Raw genomic sequence first — 18,699 nt, 5'->3', positions numbered from 1 at the left:
TCCTCGGCCACCCCGGCCCGAGGGTGCGCCGCGAGGTGGCGGAGCCGCACCAGGGCCTGGTCGGCGTGGGTGACGACCATGTGCTCGGCGCACAGGGAGGCCAGGGTCAGGGCGAAGGGGACCGGCAGGTCGGGGTCCTTCGCCCAGCCGTAGGAGCGCTGCCGCACCCTGATCCCCTGGCCCCGGTCGTACAACGCCTCGACCAACAGCGACCCGCCCTGGGGGCGGTCCTGGGCCGCCCAGGCGCGGGCGCGTTCCAGGAGCGGTTCGGGCCTGCGTGCGCGCAGGAGCTGCGCGGCCCAGTTGCGGGCGGCCTGGTCGCGCCGGCCGGGCGGCAGAGTGTCCCCGGTGACGCAGCGGTCCACCCAAGCGCCCACGTGCTCGTGCAGGTGCGGGTGTCCGTCCCAGAAGACCTCGCGGAGCACCTGGGCGCGCCACGGGTCGGCGAAGCGGACCCGCCTGTGCTCGACCGTCACACCCAGGCCCCGGAGTTCGGCGGTGAACGACGCCCGTTCGATGGGGACACACTCGGCCTCCCCTCCGGTGCGTTCCAGTAACGCCGTACCGGCCTCGGCGACCTCCTCCAGTCCGGCGCCTTCGAGGAACGCGACGGTGAGGAGGAGGGCACGGGCGCGGCCGTCGCGGGCGTCGAGGTCGTCGTCGATGCCGTCGTGCCCGGCGCCGAGTACCGCGTCGATCCACTCGGCGACGGACCGGGCACTGGAGCCCGCTGTGAGGGCGTGGCCGGCCCGTCGTGCGAGGTCGGCGATCTCCCCGGCCCCGGCCGCGTCGAGCCAGGCGTGCAGCCGTGTGGCGCCGCGATCCGCGGGCGGCGCGGGAAGACCGGCCCCCTTCAGATGCGAGGCCAGGACCAGCCGGGGATCGGGGCGCCGAACCGGTACCGCCTGACTGCGCAGGTCCTCGGGCAGGTCACGCTCCATACGCCGGTCCAGGAGTACCACCAGGCGTGCGCCCGCGTCGGCGGCGGCCCCGGCGAACGCGCGCAGGAGGCCGGGCCAGGAGCGGTAGCTGAGTTCGCCGCGCAGGTCGAGCAGGAGGCGTTCGCCCGGGGAGAGACTGCCTTCGAACCAGAACCCGCCCTCGGCGTAGATGTGGCGCAGGCCGTTGGTCTCCTCGCCCTCGGGCACGAGGACGGTCTGGGCCAGCGCCTCGCGCCCCCGCCCGGGTTCGCCCGACAGGACCAGGGGCTCCCCGTTCTCCAGCCGTGCTCTGAGGGCCTCCTCGTCGTGCCCGGGCGGGTGGACGAAGCGTTCCCTGACCTCCTTGAGCCATTGCGCCCGGAAGGCCGCCCCCTCGCGCCGGAGCTTGTGGTCCTCCAGGGTGCGGTGCGTTCCGTCGACGTCCCCGTAGTAGTTGTTCTGCGCGCCCGCGCCGGTGTGCACTGCGGCACCGTTGTACTGCGGCCCGTCTCCGGCGTGCACGGGTCCGCGTGTGTGCGCCACGGAGGTCGGCGCGGGGCCGTGGGCGCTCACACGCCGCCCCGGCCGGTGATCCGGTTGTTCTGTGTCCCGGACCCGTTGTGCACCTGGGAATTGTTGTACTGCGGCCCGGTCGTGACGGGCCTCTGCGTCCCGGTGATGACCGCGCCGCCGCCAGTCTGCACACCGCTGACCCCGTGGTTTGTGTACGAACCGGCCTGGATCCCGACCCCGGACACGTCGTGCATGCCGTTGGCGACCCCGGCGCCGGTGTCCCCCTCGTCGGGTTCGACGAGCAGCTCTTCCAACCGGGGCGCGGCCACGAGGGCGGCCTCCACGATCTGTTCGAGGTCGGCGTCGGAGTTGCGGTGGTCGTACCGCCGGTACTGGCACCGGGCCATCGCCTGGAGCTCCTCGGGCAGCTGCTCCCGCTTGAGCCGCGGGGCACGGTCGATCAGGACCGGGACGACCACGCCGGTCTGCAGCACCGAGGCGATCTCGCGCCGCACCCAGTCGTTCGGGTCGTCGAGTGCGCGCCCGCTCGGTCCGGACCGGTCGAGCCAGTCGTTGCCCACGACGGCGAACAGCACCTCGCAGCGGGCGAGGGCCTGTTGCAACCCCTGTTCGAAGTCGCGTCCGACCTCGATCGACCGGGAGGCGAGGAAGACCTCGTCGTCCCCGAACCGGTCGGCCAGTGTCCGGCTCAGCGTGGTGGCGACATGCTCTCCGTCACCGGTTCGGTAGTTGATGAAACACGTGTGCACGGTTCCCCTCCTCGACGCGTGAATGCACATGGCGGGGAACCGGAATGCACCGGAACCCCACGGAGGATGATCTACACCGCGAGCACGGGAGGAAAGACGGAAAGGCCCGTTTCCTCACGCCCGTTCGGAGGGAAACGGGAAACGCACGGAACGGGAAATACAGGCGCGCAACGCGCCGAACAGCGCATCCGTGGCTCCTGCCGTTTCCCGACCCGGCACACGGCGTGGGCCGCCGACCCGGAGTGCGGGAACGGCGGCCCACGGCGGCAGAGGGGTCCGGGGTCGGGAACCGGGATCAGAGGAACCCGGCGGGCGTGGCCATCAGGTCGATGCCCCAGATCCACGGCAGCAGGTAGATCGCGCCGAGGCAGACCAGGGTGAGCGCGAGCAGATTGAGCCAGAACCCGGTTCTGACCATCTCCATGATGGTCACTCTTCCGGTACCGAACATGATCGCGTTCGGAGGGGTTCCGACCGGGAGCATGAACGCGCAGTTCGCGGCCATCGCGCAGGGGACCATCAGCGCGTAGGGGTGGATGCCCAGGGAGACGGCGAGGGCGGCCATCACCGGGAGGATCATCGTCGCCGTCGCGGCGTTCGAGGTGATCTCGGTCAGGAACAGCACGAGTGTGGCAGCGATGATGATGACCAGGAAGGTGTTGACACCGTCGAGCGCGCGCAGCTGATCGCCGATCCACTCCGAGAGCCCGGTGTCGACGAAGCCCGCGGCGATGGCCAGTCCACCGCCGAACAGCAGGAGGATGCCCCACGGGATCTTCTTGGAGTCCTCCCAGCGCAGGATCCTCTTCTCCCGGTTCTCCCGCGTGGGCAGCGTGAACAGGGCCACCATGGCGACCACCGCGATGATGCCGTCGCTGAGCTCCGGGAGGAGGTCCTCCCAGAGGAAGGTCCTGGTGATCCACATGAAGGCGGCACCGAGGAACACGGTGAAGACGATCTTCTCCTCGGCGGACATACCTCCGAGGGCCCTCTTCTCCGCACGGATGCTCTCAGCGCCGCCGGGCAGGTGCTTGAACCCGACACGGAACTGGATACCGGTGAGGTAGAACCACGCCAGAGCCAGGAGAACGACGACGATCGGGACGCCGAACACCATCCACTCGGCGAACCCGATCCTCTGGTCGAAGAGTGGTCCGACCGTCGCCGACAGGATGGCCAGGGGCGGTGTCCCGATGAGCGTGCCGAGGCCGCCGATCGTGGCCGCGTATCCGATGCCGAAGATGATGGCCTTCTCGAACTTCGGCAGGTCGTCGCTGTGTTCGCCCTTGCCCAGCGCACGCGCGGCCTGGTACACGACGGCCAGGCCGACCGGGATCATCATCATCGTGGCCGCGGTGTTGGACACCCACATCGAGAGGAAGGCGGTCGCGACCATGAACCCGAGGATGATGCGCCGCGGGCTCGTACCGATCGCCGAGACGATGGTGAGCGCGATGCGCCGGTGCAGGTTCCACTTCTCCATGGCGATCGCGATGGCGAACCCGCCGAGGAACAGGAAGATGATGTCGTCGCCGTACGCAGACACCACGGTGTCGCCGTCCAGCGCCCCGGTCAGGGGCAGGAGCACGATCGGGAGCAGGGACGTGGCCGGGATCGGGATCGCCTCGGTGATCCACCAGGTCGCGACCCAGAGTGTGGTGGCCAGGACCGCGTGTCCCTCCGGCGAGAGCCCGTCGGCCTCGAAGAACAGGAGGGTCAGGGCGAACAGCACGGGACCGAGGATCAGTCCGACGATGCGCGCGGGGGTGTAACCGGGCGCGGGCCCGGTGTCTTCGGGGTCCTCGTCGGGGCCGGATCCCCCGGCGTCCGCGTCACGGGCAACGGCGCNCGTTGTCGCCGCCGCGGCCGGCCGCCGCGAACTCGGTCCGCAGCGCCTGGCGCCGCGGGGAGAACGTCAGCAGGTCCTTGATCTGTCGGTGGGATTCCCACAGGCTCCCCCAGAGGGAGTGCGCGTAGGAGGCTGCCATGGATGCACCTTCTTCGGCGGTGGTCTCGGGTGGTGGGCCGGCTCGGGGGAGGGCACAGGGCCGCGTCGGGCAAGGGCGGGACGCCCGCGGGCCGGCCGGTGGGGATGCGTCGTACTGGGCGCACGGGCGCAGCCGGGGGGTGGGTGTGTGGCTCACCGGGGATCCGAGGAACTCGTGTGTGCGCCGGCGGCCTCGCGTGGCCTCGGGCCGCCGACGGTCACGGATCCGCGGGCGGCCTCAGGTGTGCAGGCCCCTCAGGACCTCGTGGAACTCCGCCTTGCCCTCGAGTCCGATGCCGGGGCGCTCCCCCGGTGCCACCCGTCCGCGGGAGATCACCGCGTCGTCGGTGAACCCGCCTGTGGGCCGGAACTCGCCGGGGTAGGACTCGTTCCCGCCGAGTTTGAGCGCGGCAGCGATGTGCAGGGAGAACTGGTGTCCGCCGTGGGGGATGCACCTGCGGGAGGACCATCCGTGCTGGTCGAGCATGTCCAGGACCCTGCGGTACTCGGTGAGCCCGTAGCTCAGCGCGGGGTCGACCTGGAGAAAGTCGCGGTCCGGGCGCATGCCGCCGTGGCGGACGAGGTTGCGGGCGTCCTGCAGGGAGAAGAGGTTCTCGCCGGTCGCGATGGGGTTGCGGTAGCGCTCGGAGAGCGTCGCGTTGAGGCTGTAGTCGAGCGGGTCGCCGACCTCCTCGTACCAGAAGAGGCCGTAGCGGTCGATGGCCCGGCCGTACTCCAGCGCGGTGTCCAGATCGAACCTGCCGTTGACGTCGACCATGAGGCGGGAACCGTCGCCGTCGAGCACGTCGATGACGGCCTCGATGCGTTCGAGGTCCTGGGCCAGGTCGGCGCCGCCGATCTTGATCTTGACGACCTCGTACCCGGAGTCGAGGAAGCCCCGCATCTCGTCCTGCAGGTCGGCGGTGGTCTTTCCGGGGGCGTAGTACCCGCCGGCTGCGTAGACGAAGACGTCCTCGTCGGGTGAGCCGTCGCCGTAGTGGTCGGAGATCCACCGGTACAGCGGCACACCCGCGGCCTTGGCGGCGAGGTCGTGCAGGGCCATGTCCGCCACCCCGACGGCGACGGAGCGTTCGCCGTGCCCGCCGGGCTTCTCGTTGCGCATCATGACGTCCCACGCCCGGGCGGGTGAGAGGGTGCCGTCGGAGTCGAGGAGCTCCTCGGCCGGGGCGTTCTGCAGGCGGGGCAGGATGCGTTCGTTCAGGATCGCGGTGGCGTTGTAGCGGCCGTTGGAGCTGAAGCCGTAGCCGACCAGGGGCTCACCGTCGACCACCACGTCGCTGACCAGGGCGAGGACCGTGCAGTCCATGGTGCTGAAGTCGATGAACGCGTTGCGCATCGACGAGCTGATCGGGATGGTCCCGGCGTGCGCCGAAACGATTTTCATGGTCCGGTTCCTCCGTGTATGCCTTATAAGAGGCTTATAAGCTATCCGGACCCTAGGCTGAACGAGGCGCACATCACAAGCCCGTGGGTGAGAACCGCGTGAGAGAGGACACTATGAGCGGGGCGAACGCCTTCTCGAGCAAGGGCGGCTTGGCCTACACGGAGCTGCGGCGCCGCATCACCTCCGGCGAGCTCAGCCCGGGCTCACGCCTGTCGCAGTACGAACTGGCGGACGAGCTCGGCATGAGCATCACACCCCTGCGCGAGGCCATCAGGCGACTGGCCAGCGAGGACTGGGTGGAGATGGACGCCCACCGGGACGTTCGCGTCGCATCGATGAGCGCCGCCGAAGCACGCGAACTGCTGGAGGTCCGCTACTCCCTGGAGCCCTCGGCCACGGAACTGGCCGCGCTGCGCCGGACGGAGGACGAGATCGCCGCCATGCGTGCGGCGGCCGACGCGCTCCTTCCCGTCACCCGCGCCTGGGGCGAGGAGGCCATCACGGCGCACCGCGCCTTCCACCGGGCCATCTACGCGACCTCCCACAACAAGGTCCTGACCAGACTGCTGGACGACCTGTGGGACAAGGCCGACCGCTACCGGAGGATCGGCCTGGCACTTCCCGCGGGCGAGGATCCGCGCACCGTCGACCTCAACGAGCACCACGAGATCCTGGAGCTCGTCGTGGACGGCGACGCCGCCGGAGCGGCCGACCTGGTCCGCTCCCACATACGCCACAGCCTCGGGGCCGTCGTCCCGGGCGCACTCGAGAACCGGGCGGGCGCAGGGGCCCTCCACACATGATCAAGACCCGGACGCCGCCGCCTGTGCATTTTTCCTACGCCCGGATCGGTTGGAACACACGGAACGGAAGAATGCGCCCCACAAACCCCTGAAGCCATGCACAGTGCACACCATCGGCGCAGGTCAGAAACGAACAAAACAAAATAGAAACACCCCCGAACGGGATATTCCGGACCCCGCACCACTTTTTTTCCGACCTGCCCCACGCAGGGGCCCGAGCGGTTATATGATCTGTTCGCGAAACGGCGGAGGAAGGAACCCCGGGGAATTCCCCCTCCCCACGGACCCGCCGCGCTCCGCCCCGCTGCCCGTTCGGCGCCCCGGCGCCGCCGTGACCAGGAGGGTCCATTGAGCACGTACGGCATCGACCTCGGCACCACCTACTCGTGCGTGGCGGCGGTGGACGGCACCGGGCGCGCCCACGTCACCAAGAACGCGGCGGGCGAGGACACCACCCCCTCGGTGGTCTTCTTCGAGTCGCCCACCAACGTCGTGGTCGGCGAGGAGGCCAAGAACACCGCGCTCCTGCTGCCCGATCAGGTGGTCTCACTGGTCAAGCGGCAGATGGGTGAGCAGGCCCGCTTCGAGTACCACGGCAACGAGCACACCCCGGAAACGGTCTCGGCGCTGATCCTGCGCGAGCTGGCGCGCGCGGCCGGGGAGCACGACCGCACCGAGGTGGAGGAGGTCGTCGTCACCGTCCCGGCCTATTTCGGGGTGACCGAGCGCGAGGCGACCCGGCGGGCCGGCGAGATCGCGGGGCTGACGGTGCTGGACGTGGTGCCCGAACCGGTGGCGGCGGCGCTGCACTACCAGAGCCTGGACGCCGAGCGGGGCCCGCGCCACCTGCTCGTCTACGACCTGGGCGGGGGCACGTTCGACACCACGGTGATCCGGGTCGAGGACAACGACGTGCGGGTGGTGTGCACCGACGGCGACCACCGGCTGGGCGGCGCCGACTGGGACGAGAAGCTCACCGACCACCTGTTGGAACGGTTCGGCGCCCAGTACCCGGAGGCCGACCCGGGCGGGGACGAGCAGTTCCTGCAGGACGTGTCGGCCGCGGCCGAGCGCCTCAAGCGGTCGCTGACCGTGCGCGAGGGCGCCCGCCACAACCTGCGTTTCGCGGGGGCGTCGGTGCGGGTGGAGCTGAGCCGGGAGGACTTCGAGGCGCTCACCGCCGACCTGTTGGAGCGCACCCTCACCATCACCGAGCGCACCGTGGCCACCGCCCGCGAGCGGGGTGTGGACGGCTTCGACGACGTGCTGCTCGTCGGCGGGATGACCCGGATGCCGGCGGTCTCGGCGGCGTTGCGCTCCCGGTTCGGGTTCGAGCCGCGCCTGCACGAGCCCGACCTGGCGGTGGCCAAGGGCGCCGCGCTGTTCGCCCTGGTGCGGCGGGTCAAGAGCGTGATGGCCCGGCCCGGCTCCTCGGACACCGCGGGGGAAGGCCCCGAGGACGGCCCGGAGGCGGTGCGCCGGCGCGCCGAGGAGGTCGGACGGCGTCTGGGGCTGAGCACCGAGGAGGTCGAGCGCCTGGCCGACAAGACCGTGACGAGTGTGTCCCCGCGGGCGTTCGGGGTCAAGACCATCGACAGCTCCGACCCGGTCTACGAGAGCGACCCGATGGCGGCCCGCCAGTACGTCAGCCACCTGTTGGAGGCCAACGCCCCGCTGCCCGCGGTGGCCCAGGACGGGTTCGCGACGGTGTGGGCGGGCCAGGAGGCGGTGCGCATCGACGTGTGGGAGCAGGCCGGCGCGGTGCTGTCGGAGGAGCTCAAACACAACGTGCAGATCGGGGACGCGGTGCTGAGCGGGTTGCCGCCGAGCCCGGCCAACACCCCGTTCCGGGTGGAGTTCCACCTGACGGAGACGGGGCTGCTGAACGTGCGGGCCTGGGAGCCGGAGGGCGGCAGCCAGGTGCGGTTCGACATCCGGATCGGCGGGATGAGCCCGGAGAGCGTGGCGGCCGCCCGCGATGCGGTGGGGCTGATCCGCACCTCGGGGTGAGCGGTCCGCGACGGGCGAGCCGACGAGAGGCAGGAGGACCTGACCGATGTCCTGGGACGCACGGGAACGCAGGCGCTACGAGGACGAGGTGCTCGCTCCCGCCCGGCTGGAGGGCCCGCCGGCCGACCTGTTCGTGCGCTACGGCATCGGCCCGGCCCTGGAGCAGCAGCTGCGCACCGACCCCGAGGCCTTCAGTGAGCACGTGGAGCGCGTGTGCACCCACTGGCGCGGGCTGCGGCTGCGGAGACGGGCACTGAAGAAGGTGCTCGTGGACCTGGTGGCTGCGCACGACAGGCTTCACCGTTGCGGGCACCTGACCCACGACCACTTCGCGTCCGTCCGCGAGCAGGACCGGCAGCGCGCGGCCCGGGAATGGGCCGAGATCGCCGGCAGCCTGACCACGTCGCTGCTCGAACGCGCCGAGCTGCGCGGCATGATCCGGTCGGTGGGCATCGATGAGAGCCGCGCCGAACAGGTGCTGGCCGACCGGGGTGTGCACGTGGTGGAAGACCTGCCCCGGCTACCGGTGCGGGCGCCGGTTCCCACCTTCCGGACCCTGCAGGAGAACCTGCGCACGTGCGGGGCGGCCTTCTCCCCTGCGCTGGTGTTCGGGCCCCGGCGGCTGGAACGCGGGTTCACCGTGCTGGACGGGTTCCGGCTGGCCGACGGCGCGGGGCTCGGCGAGGAGGCGTTGGCCGAGGCGCGGGCCGGGTTGGGGGCGGAGGCGCTCACCGACGGCAAGGCGGCCGCGGAGAACGTGCTGTCGATCCTGCGCGCGGACGGCGACCGGGACGTACGCGAGGCGGTGGTCCTGTGGGAGGTCGTCTGCGACCTGCGCGCACGTCCGATCGCGCTGTCGGAGTCGGGGTTGGTGCGCCCGTGGGTGCGGCTGGGGCTGGACGAGCGGGAGGCCCGTCTGTTGGCGGCGGCGGTGCGGCGCACGGGTCCGGGCCCTGACCTGGGAGCGCGGGCCGAGGACGAGGTGCGGGCGCTGCTCGCGGACCACCTGTTGCGGCGTGCCCAGCGGGCGGCGGTGGACCTGCCGGAGGGGCACGCGCTGCATCGGGTGTTGGCAGAGCGTGCCGGGCAGGTCGATGACCTGGTGCGCGGGGCCGAGCAGGCGTTGCGCGGCGACCGCCCGGAGGAGGCGGCGCGGGCCTTGGCGTCGGCGGTCGAGGTGGCCGCCGACGACACGGTCTTGGCCGGGCGGTTGGCCGAGATCGCCCCGGCGGCGCCGCGATCGGTGGCGGTTCGGATGGAGGGGAGCCGCGCGGTGGTGGCGTGGCAGCCCAGCCCGAGCCTGGCCGGCGGGGTGCGGTACCGGGTGGAGCGGGTGACGGGCCGGGGGACGGCCGAGCGCGGTGCCGTGGTGGGCGAGGTGGCCGGCACGGAGCTGGTGGACACCGAGCTTCCGGTGGGCACCGATGTCCGGTACGCGGTGGTGGCGGTGCGCGGGGGCCGGGCGTCGTCGCATCCGGTGGTCTGCGAGCCGGTGATGCTGGCCCCGGACGTGGCGGATCTGAGGTTGCGGGCGGGCCGGTACGCGGTGACGGCGTCGTGGCGGGTGCCGGAGGAAGCGGTGCGCGTGGAGGTCCTGCGCCGGTGCGGCGCTCCCCCGCGCAACGCAGGCGACGGTGTCGGGGTTCCCACGGACGGGACCGGGTTCCAGGACCATGCGGTGGAGCCGGGGGTGGAGTACTTCTACCGGATCCGGGCTGTGTACCTGACCTCGGCGGGGCGGACGCGCAGCTCCGCGGGTCTGGTGCTGCGGGCGGAGCCGGGGCCGGGCCCGCTGCCGGTGTCGGACCTGGCGGTCGCGTACCGGGAGGAGGGCACGGTGGTGTCGTGGCCGTCTTCTTCCGCGCGCGGGCGCGTGGCGTTGTGGGTGGGTCGGCGCGAGCCCGCGTGGGAGGCGGGGGCCCGGTTGAGCGGGCAGGACCTGGCAGCCTTCGGGGACGAGGTGGTGGAGCCTCCGGGGCCGGTCGAGGGCGGGAGGACCGGGGTGCGGGTCCCGGTTCTGGCCGGTAGGAGCCATGTGCTCGCGGTGACGGTGGACGGCGAGCAGCGGCTGGCCGGGGCGCACCGCCGCATCACGCGGGTGCCGCGGGTGGAGGACCTGCAGGCGCAGCGGTCCGGGGCGCAGGTGCGTCTGTCGTGGACCTGGCCCGAGCACGCCTCGAGCGCCCTGGTGGAATGGCGCCCGGTCGACAGCGGGGGGATCTCCGGAGGTCGGTGCGAGGGCGCGGACGAGGGCCGGGGGCCCGGTGGTGGGCACGTCGGCGAGGTGCACGGCGAGGCCGCCTCCGATGTCTGGCTCCGGCGTTGCGACGACCCCCGGAACGGGAACGACGGCGGGCTCGAGGACAGCAGCGGGCGCATGTTCTGTGCCCGCTGCCCGGACGAGAGCGAGGGCGGGTTCGAGGCCCCCATGGGCCCCGGCCCCGTGGAGGTGTCGGTGCGCACGGTGATGCCCGCTTGCCCGGGTGAGGCGATGAGCGCCCCGGTCCGGGCGGGTGTGCCCGGCGCGGTCGTGGTCGCCTACCGGGTGGAGGCAGTGGGGTGGTGGCGCCGGGACCGCGCCGTGCACCTGACGGCGGAGACCTCGGGCACGGTTCCCGAGATCGCAGTGGTGCACGCCCCCGAACGCGTGCAGCCGCACTCCGTGGCGCAGGGTCAGGTCCTGGCGACCTTCTCGGCCGGTGTACGGCGGGCGGGCGAGCACACGCAGGTCCGGGTGCGTCCCCCGCCGGGGGCGGAGCCCGGGCGGCTCGTGTGCTTCCCGGTCCCGGATCTGGAAGGGCCTACGCGCGCACACCCGCGCCGACCCTCCGAACGGGAGTTGCGGCTGTGAGGTGACCCGCGGTGCGCTCCCGGCGCTCCGTGCGCCCCACGTCCCCGAGCCGCGCATACGCCCAGGTCGGGACCGGCGCGTTGGACCTTCCGCCGACAGGGCCGGTGGCACGATCGACACGGGCCGGGCCCGCCGGGCACCCCGGCCGCCGGTGGAGACGACCCGCAGCGCCCGGCCGAGGGGGCCGACCCATGGTGGACCAGCACTCGCCTCCGCCCCGGGCGGCCGAGGTCTCCCGCCTGACGTTGACCGCAATGGTCGTCGGGTCGATGGTCGGCGCGGGCGTGTTCTCCTTGCCGCAGCGGTTCGCCCAGGAGACGGGCGTGCTCGGAGCGATCATCGCCTGGACCGTGGCCGGATCCGGGATGCTCATGCTCGCCCTGGTCTTCCAACGCCTGTCCCTGCGCCGCCCCGACCTGGACGCGGGGGTCTTCGCCTATGCCAAGGCCGGGTTCGGCGAATACGTGGGGTTCTTCTCCGCGGTCGGGTACTGGGCCAGCGCCTGCGTGGGCAACGTGACCTACTGGGTGCTCATCATGTCGACGCTGGGCGCGGCCGTGCCCGGGTTGGGGTCGGGCGACACCGTCCTCGCGGTCGCGGTCTCCTCGATCGGGCTCTGGCTGTTCTTCCTCATGATCCGCCGGGGTGCACGGGAGGCGACGGCGGTCAACCGGGTCGTCACGGTCGCCAAACTGGTGCCGATCGTGGTGTTCGTGCTGCTCGCGCTCTTCGCCCTGGACCCGCAGGTCCTGGCCGGCAACCTTACCGGCGCCGCTCACGCCGAGACCCTGTTCGAGCAGGTCCGCGGCACCCTCCTGGTGACGGTGTTCGTCTTCCTGGGTGTGGAGGGCGCCAGCGTGTACTCGCGGCACGCACGCCGACGCGAGCACGTCGGCCAGGCCACGGTCCTGGGTCTGCTGAGTGTGCTGGCGGTCTTCGCCTCGGTCACGCTGGTCTCCTACGGGATCCTGCCGATGGAGGAGATCGCCGAGCTCCAGCAGCCCTCGATGGCGGGGGCCCTCGAGGCGGCCGTGGGCCCGTGGGGCGCCACGTTCGTCGCGGCGGGCCTGGTCGTCGCGGTCCTGGGTGCCTACCTCGCGTGGACCCTGATGGCGGCCGAGGTGCTGTTCGTGGCCGCCGAGGACGGCGACATGCCGCGGTTCCTGGGGCGCGTCAACCACCGCGATGCCCCGGTCAATGCCCTGCTGCTGAGCACCCTGCTGGCGCAGGCCGTACTGGTGCTGACGCTGTTCTCGGAGAACGCCTTCGACTTCGCCCTGGACATGACGGCGGCGCTGGCGCTGATTCCGTTCCTGCTCGCCGCCGCCTACGCGCTCAAGCTCGCTGTCGGGGGCCGCACCTACGAGAGCGGACCCGCGCGGAGGCGCCGGGGCGACCTGGTGATCGCGGCCGCGGCGACGGCCTACACCGCGTTCCTGGTGGTGGCGGCCGGTCCGGCGCTGGTGCTGGTCTCCTTCGTCTTCTACGCACCGGCGACGGTGCTGTTCGCGGTCTCGCGCCGTGAACAGAACCGCCGGGTGTTCTGGCCCGGGGAGCTGGTGCTCTTCGGCCTCACCGTGTTGATCGCGGTCGCGGCCGTGGTGTCCCTACTGGCGGGTTGGATCACTCTCTGACCCCGGTGTGGGACGGGTCGGGCCGGTGGGACGAGCGCGCGGGCCCCGCAATCGCCGGGAGCAGGGCGAGGTGGCGCGGCGCATCCCGGCCCCGGCCGCGGGCCTCCGACGCCTTCGGTCCGGTGCGGCCCGCCGGTCCCGGTCAGCGGCGGGGGCTTGCCGCCGCGGCCTCTGTGCCCTGGTTGCCGGCGCCGGCCCGGGCCTGCCCGGTGTTCGCCTGCTCGGCGTGCGCGGTGTGGGTGGCCTGCTGCGCGGCGACGTCGCGCTCCCACTCCACGTAGCGCTCGCTCTCGCCGAGCAGCATCGTGGTGAGCCAGACGGCCACACCCACGTCGTCGACCAGTCCGAACACCGAGAAGAAGAGCTCGGGGATGAAGTCGATGGGCGAGATGATGTACCCGACCATCAGGAGCATGGCCAGGAGCTTGCCGTGGCCCAGCTGGGGGTAGCGTCCGCGCAGCTTTGCGCCGAGCATGCGTGGCACGGCGCGCGCCCGCTGCCACACCGAAACCCGTCCTCCGGTGTTCTGGAGGACCTGCCAGGCCGCCGCACCGGCGGCGGCGCGGTTCTGCTTGCGCATCGTTGATCTCCTCGGGGGGAACGTGACTACTCACGATATGACGCGAATTCGGCCCTGAACGTTCCCGGGTTCGGAGCGGGCAATCACACGGAACGCCCGGTGCGAGCCGGGACACACGGCCCGGCGGGGTTCCGGACGAGCCGTGTGTCCCGGCCCGCACCCGCAGCGCACCGGGCCGTGGTTGTCCACAGGCCGCCGACGGGCTCTGGTGTTCGGGGCGCGCTGCGTGGATCGTGGAGAAGGTGACCGATATTCCGCGCCACCCCCGCGTCCCGGCCGATAACAACCGATTCCCTCCGCTGTCCACATCGACCACCGTCCGTGGCCACATCCGGCCAACCGAGAACCTTCCCCTGCCTGCCGCCTCCGCCCCCGACGCACACGTCCGACCAAGTGCTGCCTGGTCGGGACTCCCCCGGACCCCGGAACGCCCGCCGCCCCCGGGGACCACCCTGTGTGCACCACCGTGCACAACTCACCCCGTTCCCTCCCTTACCGGGCCTCACGGGGCCTCCCGCGCCCCAGCACACATTGGTTACGATGCGTCCGAGTGGCGCCCGCGAGTGACAGCGACCCCCGCCCGTCCCCGACCCCGATCACCCACGGGACCGACTGACGCGTAAGACTCACCCGAGTGCGCAGAACCGATGGAGCTTGCCCAGTGTCCAGAGCCCTTCCGCGGTCGGCAACGGCCGTCGCCCTGTTGGCGGACATCCCCAGCACGGGCCACGTGGGCGAGGTCCGGGCGCAGCGGTTCGCGATGCACGGCGACGGCATCGGCGAACGCAGCGCCGCGTTCGTCGACTTCGCCCGTGCACGGTCCGAGGCCGGGCAGAAGGTCGTGGCCCTCTATCCGTCCTGGCAGGCCGAGGCCCCCGAGCGTGCCGTCAACTTCGCACGCGGCGCCACCAGGGACGACCACGTGGCCGGGGTCGCGGTCGACCTGTCGCCGCTGGCACTCTCGCTCGTGGCCGACCAGCTCGCCTACCTGGCGCCCTACGTTCCGCCCGGCATGGTGGCCGCGCTCAGCGACGAACTTCCCAAACACCTGCTCGCGGGCGCCTGGCTCGGCAACGTCTCCCAAGTGGCCGGGTTCCCGGTGTCGTTGCGCCAGCAGATGAGCTCGCTCGCCCCGTCGGTGTCCTACCTGGCCTACTGCGCGCCCAGCCGCAGTCTGGGCCGGCTCAAGCCCTCGGAGGTCGCGCGCACGCTGCCCTTCCAGCCGGTGCGCCCGGTCCAACTGCTGTGCTCGACCCCGGACCCGGGGATCACAGGGGTCTTCGACGCGCACCTTCCGCAGGCCATCGCACCGGTGGCCACCCGGCGCCTGCCGGCCCAACCGCTCGGGACGACCTACTGGGGCACGTCGAAATACGTGGAGTTCGTGGCGCTGAGCGCCCATCCCCAGGCTCTGGCCTACGCGGCGAGCTCGCTGCGCACGGCCCTGTGCGCGTGGTGCGGCGAACCCGTGCGCGCCAGGCCGTGCCCCTTCTGCGCGGGCAACGCCACCCGGCCCATGCCGCCGCGTCCGGCCTCCTCTCCGCCGCGCGACGGTTCCGCCGCTCCGGGCCACGGCGGGGCCCCACCGAACGGAACCCGGTCCGGAAAGGCATCAGGAAACCCGCCCCCGGCCCACACCGCCTCCCCACCGTCCCCCGCTCCTTCCCCGCCCGCACACCCGAGCCCGGGAACCAGGGCCGACACCACCGCACCGGCCCGCACCCGGGAACCCCGACGCGGGGGCCTCCCCCGCAACGGCGCCGCCCTCGAGAGCGCACAGCCCACGGGACGTCCTGCTCCCCTACCACCCCCGGAACCCGAGCCCGAGCCCCTGCCCGACCTGCGTGCCCACCCGGTCCCCGGACACCCACCGGCGACGGAGGCCCGCAGAACCCACCCCCGATGAGCGCCCCGCCCACCGCCACCGGGCCCCTCCCATGAGCGGACCCCCGCGGCACGGCCCGACCGCACCCCGCGCGGGCCCGGACCCGACGACCCGCCCACGACCCCCTGAGAGCACCCGACACGACCCCTGAACGGAAAGAGCAGTCCTCATGAACCCCCGTCAGCGACGCGGCGTCCTGCTCATGGTGGTGGCCGCCATCGGCGCCGTGGCCGTGTTCGCCTCCGCCTTCGTGTACCTGCGCGGCCAGCAGGACCAGCTCGGCGAGTTCGCGACCGTGCTGCGCGTGTCCTCCGAGGTCGAGGCCGGGCAACCGGTGGGCGCCGATCATGTGGAGACCGAGAGCGTACCTCGCATGTACTTCGACGAGGAGCTCTTCCTCAGCGACCTGTCCGAGGTCGAGACCCCCGCCGACCAGGAGCTCGTCGCCGCCACCCACCTGGAGGAGGGCGTGCTGCTGCAGCAGGGCATGGTCCAGCCCCAGCCCACCCTGACCACCGGCGAACGCGAGATCGCGATCATGGTCGACGCCGAGACCGGGGTGGCGGGCAAGGTGCAGCGCGGCTCGGTCGTGGACATCTACGGGACCTTCCAGGCCGGCGGCCACGGCGACGCGTGCGCGGTGCGGGTCCTGACCGAGGTCGAGGTGCTCGACATCGGGGAGCTGCGCCCGCAGGAGGACGGCGACGGCGGCAGTACGGGTGTGGTCCCTGTGACCTTCCGCCTGGAACCCGATTCCGCACTGGAGCTGGCCTACGCCGAGGACTTCGCCACCAAGCTCCGCCTGGCCCTGGTCAGCGCGGACGGGGGCGGCGAACCGGGCGGCGCCGAGTTCTGCAGCGAGGACTTCTCCGACCAGTTCTCCGGCGGCGGTGGCGGCGACCAGCGGCCCGCGCCGGCCGAGGAGGGTGAACAGTGAACTTCCGTGTGCTGGCGGGCATGCCGACCTCCGAGACGGAGATGGTGCTGTCCGCGCGCTTCGACGAACTGTCCACCGCCGACCTGGTGGCCTCTCGGGGCAGTACGGCCACCCTCATCGAGGCGGCCGGGGAGTTCCCCGAGATCGACGTGGTCCTCATACACCAGGACCTGGGCCCGGCGCCGGTCTTCGACGCGATACGGGACCTCTCGCACCGCCATCCGCAGCTCGCGGTCCTGCTGGTGTCCACGACCATGGACTCCGACACCTTCACGGCGGCGATGGAGGCCGGTGCCCGGGGGGTGCTGCCGGCCGACTCCGGGATCGCCGAGCTGGAGACCCGGGTGACCAAGGCCGCCGAGTGGTCGCGCACGCTGCGCCGCCACCTGGAGTCGGCCTCCCTGGAACTGCCGGTCTCGGGCGTGCGCGGCCGGGTGGTGACCGTCAGCGGCGCCAAGGGCGGGGTCGGCACGACCACGTGCGCGGTACAGCTGGCCGGGCCCGCCGCTGCCGAGGGCCGGGTGGTGTGCCTGGTCGACCTGGACCTGCAGACCGGCGACCTGCCGGCGTTCTTGAACCTGCGCCACCGCCGTTCCATCAGCGACCTGGTGGAGGCCGGCGACGAGATCACGCCTGGCATGCTCTCGGAGACCCTGTACGTCGACCCGCGCGGACCGCACGTGCTGCTCGCCCCCGAACACGGTGAGCGCGGCGAGGACGTGTCCGCACGCGCCGCCCGCCGGGTACTGACCGCGCTGCGCTCCCGGTACGAGCTGGTGCTGGTCGACTGCGGGTCCACGATGAACGAGGCCACGGCGATGGCGGTGGAGATGGCCGACCGGTCCGTCGTCACCGTCACCCCGGACGTGCCCGCCACCCGGGGGGCGCAGCGGTTGACGGCCCTGTGGGAACGGTTGCAGATCCGCGCGCAGAGCGACGTGTTCACACTGGTGACCCGGCACAGCCGCAAGAACGAGATCCAGCCCGACTTCCTGCGCCAGCTGCTGGGGACGCAGGTGTTGCGCACCCCGATCCCCGCCTCCTACCGGGCTCTGGAGCCGGGGGAGAACAACGGCGACCCCACCAAGGTCACCGACGAGGGGTTGCGCAAGGCGTTCTCGCGGGCGGCCTCGGAGCTGGAGCTGTCGACCCCGCCCGAGGCCGCGCAGGCGGGCGCGGGCAAGGGGTCGGCGCCCACGCCCCCGGACGGTGCCCCGGCCGCGGCGGGGTCGCCGTCCACGCGGGACGTCTCGGGATTCCTGGACGCCTCCGTCGGCGGCGGGCGCCCCGGCAACGGCCGCGGCCCGGGTACGCACGGGACCGGTGGGTTCGGTGGCTGAGCACGACGAGTCCCGGAACAGGGTCCCGCGGTCCGATCGCGGCGGGGTGATCGTCGAGTTCGCCGCAGTGGTCCCGTTCCTGATGCTCGCGTTGGCGCTGGTGTGGCAGGTGGTGCTGGTCGGGATCACCTCGATGTACGCCTCCCATGCCTCCGCCGAGGCGGCCCGCCAGGCCGCCGTCACCCCCGACGACGCCGAACGCATCGACGAGGAGGCCCGCAAGCGGGTCCGGCCCCCGTGGGACGACGGGGACATGATGACCGTCGAGATCGTCGACCGCGGCGACGACGGGCGTTTCGCACAGGTGACGCTGGCGATGCCGATCTTCCTGCCGGGCGCGGCCGGCCCCTGGGACGTGACCGGGGAGTCGGCGGTGATCCAGGAGGTCGACCCGCGCGGGGGTTCCGACGGCGGTACCGGGGACGGCACCTCGGGGGACGCCTCCGGCTCAGGCTCCGCGGACGCCGGTTCCGGAGGGGGGAACGACACGTGAGTGCGTCCTCTGACCGCCGGGCCGCCCGCCGCCCCTCCCGGTGGCGTGGGCGCGGCCGGGACTCCGACCGGGGCGGGCCGCTGCTGGAGTTCGCGGTCGTCTTCCCGATCCTGCTGGTGGTCGTCGTGGTCGCGCTCGAGGCGTTCTTCGCCTTCGTCGCGGTCGAACGCCTGGAGTCGGCGGCGCGCGCGGGCGCCCGGGTGGCGGGCACGCAGCAGTTGGAGGGCGCCGAGTCCACCGCCCGCCAGGCCCTGCCGGTGTGGTTGGAGGACGCCACCGTCACCAGCGGCACCAACGACGCCGACGGATTCTACGTGGAGGTCTCGCACTCGCTGCCGATCGTGTTCTCCTCGGCCGGTTTCGACCTGTCGCTGACGCGGAGGGTGGACATGCCGCATGTGTAGGGGCACCGGCGGGGCCGGGCTCGCTGACCGGCGGAGCACGCGCACCTGCCACGCGGGCAGCGCCGCCCGCACCGACGACACCGAACGAGGGGGATGACGATGGGGCTCAAGGACCGCCTGGAGGAGGACCGCGCCTCGGAGGGGCGTGCCGACCGCGGCAGTGTCAC

Annotated in this window: 14 protein-coding genes; 9 read left to right on the top strand and 5 right to left on the bottom strand. The window is 72.3% G+C overall.

Annotated elements, in window-relative coordinates:
- From D474_RS0105700 to D474_RS0105680, 4 genes are all read right to left on the bottom strand, one after another.
- Positions 1-1,493: hypothetical protein (locus D474_RS0105700; RefSeq protein ID WP_017612632.1), on the bottom strand; the 1,493-nt coding region annotated here is incomplete at its 3' end.
- Positions 1,490-2,203, bottom strand: coding sequence for a toll/interleukin-1 receptor domain-containing protein (locus tag D474_RS0105695; protein WP_017612631.1), 714 nt, complete (start codon positions 2,201-2,203; stop codon positions 1,490-1,492). The genes D474_RS0105700 and D474_RS0105695, both read right to left, overlap by 4 nt.
- Before the next feature lie 295 nt (positions 2,204-2,498).
- Complete coding sequence (locus tag D474_RS0105690; RefSeq protein WP_017612630.1) at positions 2,499-3,935, bottom strand: SLC13 family permease; 1,437 nt, start codon at positions 3,933-3,935, stop codon at positions 2,499-2,501.
- Positions 3,936-4,428: 493 nt separating this feature from the next.
- Positions 4,429-5,595 (bottom strand): enolase C-terminal domain-like protein, encoded by a 1,167-nt coding sequence (locus tag D474_RS0105680; RefSeq protein WP_017612628.1) that lies wholly within the window; start codon positions 5,593-5,595, stop codon positions 4,429-4,431.
- A 113-nt stretch (positions 5,596-5,708) separates the two neighbouring features.
- Between D474_RS0105680 and D474_RS0105675 the strand changes: the two genes are divergently transcribed.
- From D474_RS0105675 to D474_RS0105660, 4 genes are all read left to right on the top strand, one after another.
- A complete protein-coding gene (locus D474_RS0105675) occupies positions 5,709-6,398 on the top strand; it encodes a GntR family transcriptional regulator (RefSeq protein ID WP_017612627.1) in 690 nt (229 codons plus the stop codon).
- Between the two features lie 348 nt (positions 6,399-6,746).
- Positions 6,747-8,408: an Hsp70 family protein gene (locus D474_RS0105670; RefSeq protein WP_017612626.1), complete on the top strand. Its 1,662-nt coding sequence runs from the start codon at positions 6,747-6,749 to the stop codon at positions 8,406-8,408.
- 46 nt (positions 8,409-8,454) lie between these two features.
- Positions 8,455-11,259 carry a fibronectin type III domain-containing protein gene (locus D474_RS0105665; protein WP_026118203.1) on the top strand — a complete coding sequence of 935 codons (2,805 nt, stop codon included), beginning with the start codon at positions 8,455-8,457 and terminating at the stop codon, positions 11,257-11,259.
- Positions 11,260-11,450: 191 nt separating this feature from the next.
- A complete protein-coding gene (locus tag D474_RS0105660; RefSeq protein ID WP_017612625.1) occupies positions 11,451-12,893 on the top strand; it encodes a basic amino acid/polyamine antiporter in 1,443 nt (480 codons plus the stop codon).
- Between the two features lie 142 nt (positions 12,894-13,035).
- Here D474_RS0105660 and D474_RS0105655 read toward each other — a convergent pair whose 3' ends face one another.
- Positions 13,036-13,473 (bottom strand): YkvA family protein, encoded by a 438-nt coding sequence (locus tag D474_RS0105655; protein ID WP_017612624.1) that lies wholly within the window; start codon positions 13,471-13,473, stop codon positions 13,036-13,038.
- Positions 13,474-14,134: 661 nt separating this feature from the next.
- On the opposite strand from D474_RS0105655, the gene D474_RS0105650 reads away from it, so the two are divergent.
- The 5 genes from D474_RS0105650 to D474_RS0105630 all read left to right on the top strand — a co-directional run bounded on the left by D474_RS0105650 (position 14,135) and on the right by D474_RS0105630 (position 18,532).
- Positions 14,135-15,379 (top strand): hypothetical protein, encoded by a 1,245-nt coding sequence (locus D474_RS0105650; RefSeq protein ID WP_017612623.1) that lies wholly within the window; start codon positions 14,135-14,137, stop codon positions 15,377-15,379.
- Positions 15,380-15,527: 148 nt separating this feature from the next.
- Entirely contained in the window at positions 15,528-16,295 is a 768-nt protein-coding gene (gene cpaB, locus D474_RS0105645; RefSeq protein WP_017612622.1) for a Flp pilus assembly protein CpaB, read from the top strand.
- Complete coding sequence (locus D474_RS0105640) at positions 16,292-17,635, top strand: AAA family ATPase (protein ID WP_017612621.1); 1,344 nt, start codon at positions 16,292-16,294, stop codon at positions 17,633-17,635. The genes cpaB and D474_RS0105640 overlap by 4 nt, the downstream gene beginning before the upstream one ends.
- Positions 17,636-17,717: 82 nt before the next feature.
- Positions 17,718-18,128, top strand: coding sequence for a hypothetical protein (locus tag D474_RS0105635; RefSeq protein WP_152476667.1), 411 nt, complete (start codon positions 17,718-17,720; stop codon positions 18,126-18,128).
- Positions 18,125-18,532, top strand: a complete 408-nt coding sequence (locus tag D474_RS0105630; RefSeq protein WP_017612619.1) for a TadE/TadG family type IV pilus assembly protein — start codon at positions 18,125-18,127, stop codon at positions 18,530-18,532. Before D474_RS0105635 ends, D474_RS0105630 begins: the two co-directional genes overlap by 4 nt.
- The last annotated feature ends 167 nt before the right edge of the window (positions 18,533-18,699 follow it).

Origin of the sequence: Nocardiopsis salina YIM 90010, assembly GCF_000341025.1 — a bacterium.
Taxonomy (GTDB): Bacteria; Actinomycetota; Actinomycetes; order Streptosporangiales; family Streptosporangiaceae; genus Nocardiopsis; species Nocardiopsis salina.
The sequence above is the reverse complement of the archived record's forward strand: the minus strand, read 5'-3'. Positions and strand labels throughout refer to the sequence as shown.

What these genes read in the sequence shown, in the direction of transcription:
- D474_RS0105680 (WP_017612628.1), bottom strand. Translation starts at nt 5,595, where the DNA reads ATGAAAATCGTTTCGGCGCACGCCGGGACCATCCCGATCAGCTCGTCG.
- D474_RS0105675 (WP_017612627.1), top strand. Translation starts at nt 5,709, where the DNA reads ATGAGCGGGGCGAACGCCTTCTCGAGCAAGGGCGGCTTGGCCTACACG.
- D474_RS0105665 (WP_026118203.1), top strand. Translation starts at nt 8,455, where the DNA reads ATGTCCTGGGACGCACGGGAACGCAGGCGCTACGAGGACGAGGTGCTC.
- D474_RS0105660 (WP_017612625.1), top strand. Translation starts at nt 11,451, where the DNA reads ATGGTGGACCAGCACTCGCCTCCGCCCCGGGCGGCCGAGGTCTCCCGC.
- D474_RS0105655 (WP_017612624.1), bottom strand. Translation starts at nt 13,473, where the DNA reads ATGCGCAAGCAGAACCGCGCCGCCGCCGGTGCGGCGGCCTGGCAGGTC.
- cpaB (WP_017612622.1), top strand. Translation starts at nt 15,528, where the DNA reads ATGAACCCCCGTCAGCGACGCGGCGTCCTGCTCATGGTGGTGGCCGCC.
- D474_RS0105635 (WP_152476667.1), top strand. Translation starts at nt 17,718, where the DNA reads ATGCTCGCGTTGGCGCTGGTGTGGCAGGTGGTGCTGGTCGGGATCACC.